This window comes from Flavobacterium sp. (assembly GCF_039595935.1).
Taxonomy (GTDB): Bacteria; Bacteroidota; Bacteroidia; order Flavobacteriales; family Flavobacteriaceae; genus Flavobacterium.
On record NZ_JBCNKR010000004.1, the window covers coordinates 1,366,692 to 1,379,109 of the forward strand.

The following is a 12,418-nucleotide window of genomic DNA, read 5'->3' on the forward strand; positions in this document are numbered from 1 at the left end:
GATCGGTCTAATTATCCAAATATTTTTTATTTTATTTTTCATAAATCATTAAAAACCAAGTAAAAACAAGGTTTTTTTATTCCGAATAAATTCTAAATCACGCTTTTAAAAACACCGATTTAAAAAATAAATAGTAACTTTTCATGCTTTTTATTCTAACCTCAACCTCAATTATGACAACTGATATTATAGAATTACATGATTGTATTGTTTTAGTAGAACAATCGAATACGAATAAAACTATAGTGCAAAAATGCGAAATTGACGGCGATGCTGTGGGTTTTGCTTTTTATGGTTCGGGCAATGTTGAGTTGGAAATCAAACATAATAATCAAACTAAATATCTGGAAAACACTACGGGTTTGGCTATTTGTTTTTTTGGAAATCAAAAAGTAGAATTCTCCCATAAAATCGAACCTGATAAGCCTTTACAATCGATTAGTATTTTTACGAAACTAAAAAATCTTAATTCGCTTCCGCAAGCCGAAAGAGAAATTTTTGAAAGTTATTTGCCGCAATTATTAAATCCGAAAGAACATTTTGTAAAAGGTCCGTCTTTTTATATGACGCTCGAAATGCAGCTGGCTGTTCAAAAAATATTTAATACTTCGTATACCGGAAATACACGTTTATTGTTTTTAAAAAGCCAGATCAATGAACTTTTGGCGCATTTCTACGCGCTTTTGGCTTCTGATAAAAAATCGGATTTGTCTGAAATAGACAAAAACAAATTGTATCAGGCCAAAGAAATTGTAACAACACACTTTTCTACGCCTCCGTCGATTACGCAATTATCGCAAATGGTGGGACTCAACAGCAATAAATTGAAGAAGAATTTTAAAGAACTATTCGGAATTCCGGTTTTTAAATATGTTCAGGAAGAACGGTTGAATAAGGCATATGAATTACTCCGCGAAAGCGAAAAAACAGTTCAGGAATCGGCTTGGGAAGTTGGTTATGAAAGTCTGAGTTCGTTTTCGAATGCTTTTCATAAAAAATTTGGAATGCGCCCGAATGATGTAAAACAGCAGTTCTTTTCAAACAAATCATAATTCTTTTGCGACAAATGATTCTTTTTTAATCGCAGCAACTTTGTATCAGTAATCATTTAAAAAGATATTGATATGAAAATCAAAATTTTAATTCTGGGTGCTACCGGAAAAACAGGAAGCAGAGTTACTGCAAGATTAGAAAATAATGCTGAAGTTGAAGTGCGTTTAGGTTCGCGAAATGCCAATATTCCATTTGATTGGGAAAAGCCCGAAACCTGGGAAAATGCTGTGAAAAATATTGACACGGTTTATATTACTTTTCAACCCGATCTGGCGGTTCCTTTTGCTGCAGAAGCAATAGAAAATTTCACACAGCTTGCCACAAAATCGGGTGTTCAAAAAATAGTTTTACTTTCCGGAAGAGGCGAAAAAGAAGCGCAGATTTGCGAAGAAATCGTAAAGAAAAATTCTAAAAACTGGACGATTATCCGCGCAAGCTGGTTCAATCAAAACTTTAGCGAAAGTTTCTTTTTAGATCCTATTCTTTACGGAATTGTTGCTCTGCCAAGAGCCGAAGCGCTTGAACCTTTTACCGATGCCGATGATATTGCAGATGTTGTTACAACTGTACTTTTAGACGAAAGCCACAACGGAAAAACCTATGATTTAACCGGTCCGAGATTATTAACTTTTAAAGATGCTGTAAACGAAATTGCGAATGCAAGCGGCAGAAATATTTCGTTTCAGGGTTTAAGTTTAGAAGAATATACGCAGATGCTTAGAAAATATCAGGTTCCTGAAGATCATATCTGGCTGGCGAATTATCTTTTTGAGCAGGTTCTCGACGGAAGAAATTCGAGCGTAACTTTTGATATTGAAAAAGTTTTAGGGAGAAAAGCTAAAGATTTTAGTGCTTATGCAGAAGAAACTGCCAAAACGGGAATCTGGAATTCTGAAAACTAGCGTTATGAAATATTTCAGAGCAATATTTTCGGGGATTTTGGTTTGGGCTGGCGTTAGTTTTTCTTTTTATATTTTAGAAAATATTCTAATTGTAAACGATGCTTTTTTCTGGCAGTCGTTTATGACAACCATTTTTATTGTGTTTTTTGCCATTGGTTCTGCTGAGTTTTATTATATAAAAAATTACAAAATGAGCGGACTCCGGCTTGGCATCATAATGTCACTTACGGCTTTATTTCTTGATGTAATTATTACAGTTCCTTATGTCGAAATTCCGAATGGAAGAAGTTACGAAAGCTTTTTTGCAAGTCCTGTTTTATGGATTCTGGCTTTTGTAAATGCCTTTTCTGTTTTTCTTTGGCGAAAGCTGAATAATAAAAAAACTCCTGTTTAGTGGAACAGGAGTTTTTGCGGATTAAAAATATAATAGTAGTTTGTGGAATTTATTAACCTCTTGTTAACCAGCCTTTTTTATGAACTGTAATGATCGAATAAGGTGCAATCCAGAATAATGAAAAAGTATAAAGAACGCTATAAGAATACGCCCAAAATGCTTCGCCCAATGAATATTTTCTGGCATAAAACAATACTGAAAAAGTTGATACCAGCAATATTCCTAAAAGTGCTGAACTCACAAATAATAAAGGATGTGTGGCGATAAAATAGAACATAAAAATAAAGAAAGGATATGTCATTAAGATTCTTATAAATTGTTCTGTATACAAAAGTCTTGCGCCTACTTTAGATTCTTTTCTAAAATCTTTCCAAACATATTTTGCCATCATAATGTTTTCACGCACATTACTTCTTCCCCATCTGATAAACATTTTATATAGTCCGGTATAATTTTCAGGAACGTTTGTTAATACATACGCATTACGCTGAAATAAAACGTGGTGTCCTTGTTTTAAAATCATATTTGTCATCGCACGGTCTTCTCCAATGTCAGAAGGCTGTCCCATAAAAGTCTGGTCGATCCATTCTGTTAAACAGGCAAAAACGGCATTTCTTCTGTAAGCTGCTAATGCGCCTGGCGTACAAAGTACAGAGCCTAGTGCACTTTCTGCAGAACGCATGAATTCAAAACTCATTACGAAACTTACGTTTAGCATTTTTGGCAAAATGGCTTTTTCATTGTTCAAAACCTGAACGTTTCCGGCAACGGCACCGCATTTTTCATCCACAACAAAAGGACTTACTAAATTTCTTAACGTGTCTTTTTTTACGATTGAATCGCTATCAACAGTTACAAAAACTTCTCCTTTTCCTAAATTAAAACCGCGGTATAAAGCGTGACGTTTCCCTTTGTTCTGAGGCTGCTGAAAAATTGAAACTCTATCGCCCAATTTTAATTTTGCCTGCTGAATCCAGTACCATGTGTCATCTTTACTTCCATCGTCGATTGCCAAAAGTTCAAGTTTATGTGCCGGAAAATCACTGTCGGCCAAACTCATTAAAGTTTCATAAACCAGTTTTCCTTCGTTGTAAGCCGGAACAATTACCGTACAAGTTGGCAGTAATTCATCAGAAACTGATTCGATTGGTTTGTATTTGTAATAAAGAAAAAGATTGTATAAAAACATTCCGCCTTTAAAAAGGAATAATGCTGCAGAAACAATCAGTAAAATCATTCCGCCAGTAGAATTTAATCTTTCTAAATGCAGCTGATCGAAATCAGGCTGAAATTGAAGAACTAAAAAAGAGCCGCCAAATAACAGCAAAAATGTAGCGACAAGAACCAGAGTTCCAAAAGTACTCTTTGGTCTTTCAATATGTTTTGTGGTTGAGTTATTGTTTATTTTAAAAATTGATGGGCTTATTACTTCACTATTTATATCGCCTGTTGTGTAAAATTGTTTTGAGATAATTGTTTCGCTTTCCATGTCCGTTTGTTTGTATTAATTCTCTAAAATGGCTTTTATCAAATCGTCTTCTTTCTTTTTTCATCAAAAAAATTAAAGAGTGACATGTTCACAATTTGCAAGCGGTATGCCATTTAGGTTTTAAACTGAAATTAAGCCGTTTACGTAATTTCACAAAAAAGCAATGTGTGTAATATTTTTACACTTTGTAGAATGTTTATACATTTTAAAGTGTGTAAAGAGCCGTAAAATAAAGGATTTTTCGTATGTGCGAAGAAGTGTTGTAAAGTATTAAAACGGTCAATTATCTGTAAAATTGTCTAAGTACATAAAGTTTTATTTTAAAATAATTCTAAATCTCTTTTCTGAAATTCCTTTTCAAAAATTTATAAAGTCAAATAGATTATTAATTGTCAATTAAAAAAGTTAATTTTATAGAAATCTTTACTAAAACTTCTGCCATTATTCATTCAATTTTTAGCAGAAATGAGATGGATTCTAGTATTACAATAAATTAAAATTTGCGCATGAACAACCAGATTTACAACATTTTACTTGCCGATGATGACAGCGATGACTGCTCTTTTTTTGAAGAAGCCCTTGATGAATTATCACTTGCAACAACTCTTGTAACGGTTAATGACGGGGTACAGTTAATGGATTTTTTAACTGATACTTCTCATGAAAGTCTTCCTGATTTATTATTTCTTGATTTGAATATGCCGAAAAAAAATGGCTCAGAATGTCTTGCAGAAATTAAACAGATAGAAACTTTAAAAAATTTTCCAATTATTATTTTTTCTACTTCTCTTGATACTGAAATCGTAGATGTTATGTATCAAAAAGGGGCAACGTATTATATTCGTAAACCGGGCGATTATTCAAAATTAAAATCAGTTATACAAAATGCTTTACTTACTGCATCTAAAAATGATTTTAAACAGCCCGACAGATCGGAATTTATAATTCAACCCTAAAATTTCTTCCAAATGAGCCATTCAAATAAGGAACATTATTTTCTAGCCGATGGTGGAGAAATGGGAGAATTAATCCGTTCTAAAAACTGGAGCAAAACGCCTTTGGGTGATCCCGAAAACTGGCCTCAGAGCCTGCGTACTATGACTTCTGTAATGCTCAACAATCCTTTTGGGATGTATATGGCATGGGGGAAAGAATTAACACAGCTGTACAATGATGCTTTTTTAAAAATTATTGCTTCTGATAAACATCCTGAAGCTTTAGGAAATTCTCCAAAAGAAACCTTTTCAGAAATCTGGAATATTACAGCTCCTATGTTTGAAGAGGTAATGCAGGGAAATTCTATTTCTTTTCCTGATTTTGTAATTCCGATGAATAAAAACGGTGTTGTTGAAACCTGTTATTTTGATTTTTCTTATTCGCCAATACGCATTGAAAATGGTGAAGTTGGCGGCGTTTTAGTAACAGTTGTTGAAACTACCGCAAAGAAAAAAGAAGTTATAAATCAGGTCGAAGCGCGTGCACAGCTTGAAGAAAGTGAGCAGAAAATAAGACAGATTGTTGAAAATGCTCCTTTTCCTATTGCGGTTTATGTTGGGAAAGAAATGCGAATCGAACTTGCCAATGATTCTATTATAAAAGTTTGGGGAAAAGGCGACGATGTAATTGGAAAATCATACAGAGAAATTCTTCCTGAATTAAATAATCAAACTATTTTTCAAGAAGTTGAAAGTGTTCTCGAAACCGGAAAATCTTTTCATAATAAAAATGCCCGGGTTGATATTACGATAAATAATAAACTCGAAACTTTTTATTTTAATTATAGTTTTACGCCATTGTATGACAGGAACGGAAATGTTTATGCAGTAATGAATACTGGTGCTGATGTTACAGATTTACATCTGGCATCAAAAAAAATAGAAATTGCCGATAAGCGTTTTCGTGATACCGTAAAACAAGCACCGCTTGGAATTACTATTTTACGCGGACCTAATTATATTGTCGAATCTGCAAACGAATCTTATCTTAAACTTGTCGATCGCGAAGAAAAAAGTTTTGTTGGAAAGCCTTTATTTGAATCACTTCCGGAGGTTAAAGATTCTGTAGATTCTTTATTAAAAGGAGTTTTAACAACCGGAATTCCGTATCACGGAAATGAAGTTCCAATTCCTTTAAACCGATATGGAAAACACGGAATCTGGTATTTCGACTTTCTTTATCATCCATTAAGAGAAGAAACCGGAGAAATTACCGGAATCATCGTAACTGTAACTGAGGTTTCTGAAAAAGTTGAAGTCCGAAAAAAAATAGAACAAAACGAAGACCGCTTAAATATTATTGTTGAAGCCAGTGAATTAGGAACCTGGGAACTGAATGCCAAAACGAGAAAACCTCATTACTCGCAAAGGTATCTTGAAATTGTGGGCGGATACAAGGAAAATGTGGTTTTAACTCACGAACAATTATTACAGCATCTGCATCCTGATGATATGCATATTCGAAATAAAGCTTTTAAAGATGCTCTTTCGTCAGGAAATTTACATTATGAAGCCCGAACGATCTGGCATGACAAATCGATTCACTGGCTCGAAGGAAAAGGAAAGGTTTTTTATGACGAAAACCACATTCCTGATAAACTAATTGGGACTGTACGTGATATCACTAAAGAGAAAAAACACCAGCAGGAATTAGAACAAAGCGAAAAAAGATTTCGAAACCTTGTTATGCAGTCGCCAGTTCCGAAAGCCATTTTGAAAGGTAAAGAAATGGTGATTGAAATTGCCAATCTGGCTTTACTGAAAAATATCTGGAAAAGAGAGGAAACCGAAGTTCAGGGAAAAAAATTATTTGATGTTTTTCCGGAACTTCTCAATCAAAAATACAGTCGTTTATTAGAAGAAGTTTTTGCTACTGGCAAAATTCATTCAGAAATTGAATCTCCAATTTTTATAAATGACGGCAACGGTGAGCAGCTGTTTTATATGGATTTTGAATATGCTCCAATGTATGAAACAGATAATACGGTTTCGGGCATCAGAGCTACAATGATCGATGTAACAGAAAAAGTCGAAGCCCGAAATAAAATTGCCGAAAGTGAAAAACGTTTCCGTTCTCTAACCGAAAGTATTCCGCAGTTAATCTGGGAAACGGATGAAAAAGGAAATGGATTGTATGCATCCCGTAAATGGACTGAGTATACCGGAATAAAACCTACTGCCGATACTGAATGGCAGTCTTTGATTCATCCGGATGATTATAAAGAAAATATAAAAATCTGGAATCACAGCCTGAAAACAGGTCAGGTTTTTAGATCGGATGTAAGGGTTTTAAGAAACGATGGAAATTACAGATGGCATGCCGTGATTGGAGAACCTGTTCTTGATGCTGATAACAAAATTGTGAAATGGGTTGGTGCCTTTACAGATATTCATACCGAAAAAGCTTTTACTCAAGAACTTGAACAACAGGTTACGGCAAGAACGAGAGAGTTAAGCCAGATGTATGAGTCTCTAAAGAAAAGCGAAGAACGTTATCATTTAATGGTTGAAGAGGTTCAGGATTATTCGATTTTGTATTTGAATCATGAAGGAATTGTAGAAAACTGGAACGTGGGAGCCGAAAAAATTAAAGGCTACAAAGCTCAGGAAATTACAGGAAAACATTTTGCTGTTTTCTATACGCCTGAAGATCAAAAAAGTAATCTGCCGAATACGCTCCTGCAGCTGGCTCGCGAGACCGGACGTGCGGTTCAGCAAGGCTGGCGTGTGCGTAAAAACGGAAGTTTATTCTGGGCTAGTGTGGTAATTACTGCCATTCACAATAAAAACAATGATATTATTGGTTTTTCGAAAGTTACACATGATTTAACAGAGAAAAAGAAAGCCGATGATAAGATTAAACGAAATGCTTTAGAGTTAGAACAAAAAAATGCGGAACTGGAGCAAATGAACAAGGAACTTCAGTCTTTTGCTTATATTTCAAGTCATGATTTGCAGGAGCCTTTGAGAAAAATTCAAACTTTTGCAACAATGATTAGGGAAAAAGAGTACGATAATTTATCTGATTATGGGAAGGATAAATTCCAGCGAATGCAAAATGCGGCGCAGCGAATGCAGACTTTGATTAATGATTTGCTTTCGTACTCGAGAACGAATATTCAGGAAAGAAAATTTGAGAAAACAGATTTTTCTAAAATAATCGATGAAGTAAAAGAAGATCTGAAAGAAGAATTAGAACAAAAAAATGCCGTTATCGAATGTAATGAAATTGGCAAAGTAAATATTATTCCTTTTCAATTCAGGCAGCTGTTGTATAATTTAATCAGCAATTCACTTAAATTTTCAAGGCCTGATATTCCAATTGTTATAAAAATAGATAACGAAATCATCAAAGGTTCTGATTTTGAAGAAAAAGGTTTATCTAAGAAAAATAAATACTGGCATCTTACTATTTCTGATAACGGAATTGGTTTTGAATCTCAATACAGTAAAAAGATTTTTGATGTTTTTCAGCGATTACATGGTCGGGATCATTATAGCGGCACCGGAATTGGTCTTGCGATCGTAAAGAAAATTGTCGAAAACCATAACGGAATCATTTCGGCAAAAGGCGAGTTAAATAAAGGCGCCGCGTTTGACATCTATATTCCTCTGTAACAATCATCAAAATAAAATTATAAAAAAACGGAAATGACTTTACTAAATCATTTCCGTTTTTGTTCCTGATTCGATTGAATTAGGAGTACTTTCAGTTTGCTTTTATCTCGTATAAACTGTAATTACACCAGTAGTTTTATCTTTTAGTTTCAACTCCTTATTAGTTAAATTCATGATATCGCTGGTTGTACTTGAATTACCAATAGTAATCGTTAAATCATTATGAGATCTTACGTAAGTTCCTGTAGTTTCTACTAAAGCACAATTTGAACCACTATAATCACCTATAACTGCTGTATTACTTAATTTTAATTCTAAATAATCTCTATTACTAGTGCATCCTTCCTGGTTTTCCGGAGCATCTACTAATACTTCTTGTCCATTAACAATAGTTCCTGTTTGGCTAAGATTATATTTTCCTGCTAACGGAACAATTGTTTCTCCTTCATTATCATCGTTGCTGCAAGACGTAGCAAACATTCCCAAGCTTAAGGCTAATACGAATAATATGTTTTTACTTTTCATGTCGATTTGTTTTTTATTGATTTAATTTAATAATGCTAAATTAAAAGTATAATCTTACAGAAATTTCCATGATTTTAGGAATATTTTACATAAATCGCATTTATTTCAAAAGGTTAATATTTTTATTTTTTATTTTTTACTACATACTTATTAATAATATACTGAGTAATAGGCCTTAAGGCTCTGCCGTTTTCTGGATGCATTCCATGTGTGTTAAAAAACTCAACACTATCTCCCACCTTAGCATACCAAACAACAGCTTTTTCATTTTTAAAAAAGATTGTTGTATCGCAAACTTTAATTCTTCTAAGATTAATAATTCTCTCATCATAAGGCTCAGGTGAGTTAAATGTTCCTGTTCCCTCTATTTTCAAATCACAACTTACTTCGTCATAATGGTCACCAGACCATTGTATGCAATCTTTTTTGGATAAGGTTAAATAAAGAATTAAACCTAATCCAATAATAACAGCTGTGATTCCTAAATATCCCCATTTCATAGATATTGGTTTATCATCTTTAGACATGGGTTTTTCATCTATAGTAACAAAAGTTGATATTGGTAAAGATGTTTTCGTCGCCACAGGTTCTTGATTTTGAAACAATTCAGGTTCTTCAACGGTAAAAGTTGAGTCAGAATCCATAGAATTTGCGGTTTCCACCTCATCAATCAAATCATCAGAAGACTTTTGTGGTTTAAAAAATTCAGTGTCTCTAAGGTCATTTATGATTTCCTGATCATCTGGATCAATTTGCTTTCTAAATTCTCTAAAAGGTCTTGGTTGAAGGTCTACAAGTATTGCAGCTAATTGAATCGTATCTTCTGCAGGATTTTCTGTTCTACCTAAAAAAAATCTCTTAACTGCTTCTAATTTGTTCATTTCATCATCTCCGAACAAATTTTTCTTATCCTTATCAAATGGAAAATCAAAAAAAGATTCAAAAGTAGTTAAGTCATCTTTACTATTATTTGATTTGAATCTTTTTATGCATAATTTTTTGAGGTTTGCTGGAGTTGGCGAACTTAAATTATTAGAATATTCTCCTTCTATTTCCTCTTCATATTTAGCTTTAATAGCTTTTTTATAATCTTCAAAAGTATAGTTAGACATAGGCATTTTTAAACTTTTTAAAACTTTTCTAAAGTACTTTATTCTACTTTTTATTACTTCTTCGAACTTATCCCGACTTTAAAAAAATATATTCGACTTTCCCGACTTTTCGATCCATGCAGCTCTAAAACCGCCGTTACTTTGCTTCAACAAAATTAGTTAGCGCTTTGATCTGCAGGTCAAAAACAAATGTACAAAACTAGTTTAAATCAAAGTGTGGAAAACCGTAAGACGGAGTTTATCCGGGAAGTATAAATAAAAATCTTACTGTTCTACGCACTTCACTTCCCAAAAAAAATGGTGTTGCAAAAAAACCAAAAAACCGGAAATAGTTCCGGCCTGCAATACCCATGTCTAATTTTTAATCAATTAAAAAAATGAAAACTCTATATTTATTGGGAACGTGCGTCCTGTTATCAACTACATTATTTTCTTGCACTGCTGACGAATTCGAAACAGAAGCTAAAAAAACTGAAATACAAAAAGAGGTAATTCCTGCTGATAATACACAAGCGAGTGATCCGCCTCCAGGACCTGGTGATGATCCAATCGTGGTACCACCACCAAAAAAATAACAATTAAAATACTTAATTTATTTTTTATTATTAATTTCGGGGAAAGTATTCTTTATGATACGATCCCCTTTTTTATACCTTTTTATTTCTCTGGTTGTTTTTTCATGCACAGAAAAAAAACCTGTCATTATTAATGACAAAAATATTAGAGAAGAGGCATTTAAATTAAGAGAAAAAGGGATAGAAAAACTTCAGGAAAAAAACTTCAATAGTGCATTTTACTCTTTCAACAAATCTAAAATTGCTTACGAAAAGATAAAAGACAGTGCTAATATTGTCTATAATCTTATTCAAATGGCTTCCATCCAGCAAATAAATGGCGATTACTATGGAAGTAAAGAAACCCTTACTGAGGCCTTACCATACATTACTAAAAAAGATATTTATAGTGCTTCGATAAATAATTTCTTCGGAATTGCCGATAAAGAACTTTCTATTTATGATGATGCGGTTTATTATTATAAAGAAGCTATTAAAGATTGTACGGATCCTATTTGTAAACAATCACCATTAAATAATATTGCCGTAGTTTATATCCAGCAAAAGAAATACGATAAAGCTATCCAAATCTTAGAATCTATTTTAAATAAAAAAGATGCAGACAGCATATTGTCTATAAAAAGTAAATCGAGAGTAATTGATAATCTAGGTTTTGCGTATTTTAAAATTGGTCAAAAAGAAAAAGGCTTAGCAATGCTGAATAAAAGTCTCGATATTAGAACCGAAAATGAAGATTATTACGGAAGTATTGAAAGTATCCTTCATCTATCCGAATTTTATGCAAAAACCGATATTAAAAAATCAAATGAATATGCAAAGAACGCTTACGAAATCGCAACTAAATTTAATAGCGTAGACGAGCGTTTGAGAGCTTTGTCATTTTTAATTTCTAATGATGCCGGAATACAATACGGACAAAAATATATTTCGATAAACGACAGCATAATAAAAGTTAGGAACAATTATAAAAACAAATTTGCCAAAATAAAATACGATTCTAAAAAAGAAAAAGATGAAAATCAAAAGCTTCGATTAGAAAGAGCAGAAAATGAATTATCGCTTCAGAGAGCCCGATTTCAAAACATTTTCTATATAATCGGGATTGTATCGCTTTTCTTTTTACTGGCTTATTTGAGAAAACACTATAAAAACAAAACGAAGCTGGTTGAAATAAAAACAGCGTATGAAACCGAAACCAGAATTGCCAAAGATATTCATGACGGATTGGCTAATGATGTTTTTAACACCATAACTTTTACACAGACACAACCTTTAGAATTTCAAAACACTAAAGAAGCTTTGGTTCAAAAACTAGATCATATTTATTCACGTGTAAGAGGTATTTCGAGAGAAAATAATGATATTGATACCGGAACAAATTATTTTAATAATTTAAAAGAAATGCTTTCTGCTTATAGTAGTAATGAAATTAACGTTAGTATTAACAGAATCGAAAAAGTAAATTGGGATTCTGTTGAAGACTTAAAAAAGATAGCTATTCAGCGAGTGCTGCATGAATTAATGGTTAATATGAAAAAACATAGTGGTGCTTCGGTTGTGGTTTTAAAGTTTGAAAGTAACTCAAATGCTTTATTTATAAACTACTCAGATAACGGAAAAGGCTGTGATAAATCAAAAATTATAAAAAATGGTTTGCAAAATATGGAAAACCGTATTTTGGCTGTAAAAGGAACTATTACTTTTGAAACTGAACCTGATAGAGGTTTTAAAGCTAAAATAATAATGCCTAAATAA

10 protein-coding genes are annotated in these 12,418 nt (G+C 33.0%); 7 read left to right on the forward strand and 3 right to left on the reverse strand.

The features are described from left to right. Window positions 1-143 precede the first annotated feature (143 nt). From ABDW27_RS05890 to ABDW27_RS05900, 3 genes are all read left to right on the forward strand, one after another. Complete coding sequence (locus ABDW27_RS05890) at window positions 144-1,052, forward strand: AraC family transcriptional regulator (protein ID WP_343695023.1); 909 nt, start codon at window positions 144-146, stop codon at window positions 1,050-1,052. A gap of 72 nt (window positions 1,053-1,124) precedes the next feature. Beyond that, window positions 1,125-1,955, forward strand: a complete 831-nt coding sequence (locus ABDW27_RS05895) for an NAD(P)H-binding protein (protein WP_343695024.1) — start codon at window positions 1,125-1,127, stop codon at window positions 1,953-1,955. 4 nt (window positions 1,956-1,959) lie between these two features. Further along, window positions 1,960-2,349, forward strand: coding sequence for a DUF5367 family protein (locus ABDW27_RS05900; RefSeq protein WP_343695025.1), 390 nt, complete (start codon window positions 1,960-1,962; stop codon window positions 2,347-2,349). 52 nt (window positions 2,350-2,401) lie between these two features. Here the strand turns inward: ABDW27_RS05900 and ABDW27_RS05905 are convergent, their stop codons facing one another. After that, window positions 2,402-3,838: a glycosyltransferase family 2 protein gene (locus tag ABDW27_RS05905; protein ID WP_343695026.1), complete on the reverse strand. Its 1,437-nt coding sequence runs from the start codon at window positions 3,836-3,838 to the stop codon at window positions 2,402-2,404. Window positions 3,839-4,344: 506 nt separating this feature from the next. Here ABDW27_RS05905 and ABDW27_RS05910 point away from each other — a divergent pair. Then, the gene (locus ABDW27_RS05910) at window positions 4,345-4,794 is read left to right on the forward strand and encodes a response regulator (RefSeq protein WP_343695027.1); all 450 of its coding nucleotides are present in this window, start codon (window positions 4,345-4,347) and stop codon (window positions 4,792-4,794) included. 12 nt (window positions 4,795-4,806) lie between these two features. Further along, the gene (locus tag ABDW27_RS05915; protein WP_343695028.1) at window positions 4,807-8,451 is read left to right on the forward strand and encodes a PAS domain S-box protein; all 3,645 of its coding nucleotides are present in this window, start codon (window positions 4,807-4,809) and stop codon (window positions 8,449-8,451) included. A gap of 102 nt (window positions 8,452-8,553) precedes the next feature. Here the strand turns inward: ABDW27_RS05915 and ABDW27_RS05920 are convergent, their stop codons facing one another. Both ABDW27_RS05920 and ABDW27_RS05925 read right to left on the reverse strand, forming a co-directional pair. Beyond that, window positions 8,554-8,976 carry a lipocalin family protein gene (locus ABDW27_RS05920; protein WP_343695029.1) on the reverse strand — a complete coding sequence of 141 codons (423 nt, stop codon included), beginning with the start codon at window positions 8,974-8,976 and terminating at the stop codon, window positions 8,554-8,556. Window positions 8,977-9,098: 122 nt separating this feature from the next. After that, window positions 9,099-10,088, reverse strand: coding sequence for a hypothetical protein (locus tag ABDW27_RS05925; protein WP_343695030.1), 990 nt, complete (start codon window positions 10,086-10,088; stop codon window positions 9,099-9,101). A gap of 377 nt (window positions 10,089-10,465) precedes the next feature. Here ABDW27_RS05925 and ABDW27_RS05930 point away from each other — a divergent pair, with 377 nt between their 5' ends. Continuing rightward, a complete protein-coding gene (locus ABDW27_RS05930) occupies window positions 10,466-10,663 on the forward strand; it encodes a hypothetical protein (RefSeq protein WP_343695031.1) in 198 nt (65 codons plus the stop codon). Window positions 10,664-10,717: 54 nt separating this feature from the next. Then, window positions 10,718-12,418: an ATP-binding protein gene (locus ABDW27_RS05935; RefSeq protein ID WP_343695032.1), complete on the forward strand. Its 1,701-nt coding sequence runs from the start codon at window positions 10,718-10,720 to the stop codon at window positions 12,416-12,418.